The sequence below is a fragment of the Ideonella livida genome (assembly GCF_010499455.1).
GTDB classification, from domain to species: domain Bacteria; phylum Pseudomonadota; class Gammaproteobacteria; order Burkholderiales; family Burkholderiaceae_C; genus Ideonella; species Ideonella livida.
Map to the genome: position 1 here is coordinate 1 of NZ_JAAGOH010000103.1, position 243 is coordinate 243.

Sequence of the window (243 nt, forward strand, 5' to 3'; positions counted from 1 at the left end):
CCTGAAGGCGCTGCACGAGGTGTTTGTGAGCGCGGCCAAGACCACGGCGGTGATCATGTTCCTGGTGGCCGCGGCCATGGTCAGCGCCTGGCTGATCACGGTGGCCGACATCCCCAGCGCCATGGTGAGCCTGCTGGAGCCGCTGATGGACAGCCCCACGCTGCTGCTCATCGCCATCATGCTGCTGGTCATAGCCGTGGGCACGGCCATGGACATGACGCCCACCATCCTGATCCTGACGCC

At 65.8% G+C, this 243-nt stretch carries 1 protein-coding gene; it reads left to right on the top strand.

Annotated features, from left to right (window positions below; all coding sequences use genetic code 11):
* A partial coding sequence (locus G3A44_RS23235; RefSeq protein ID WP_163460124.1) for a TRAP transporter large permease subunit occupies positions 1-243 on the top strand: 243 nt, incomplete at both ends.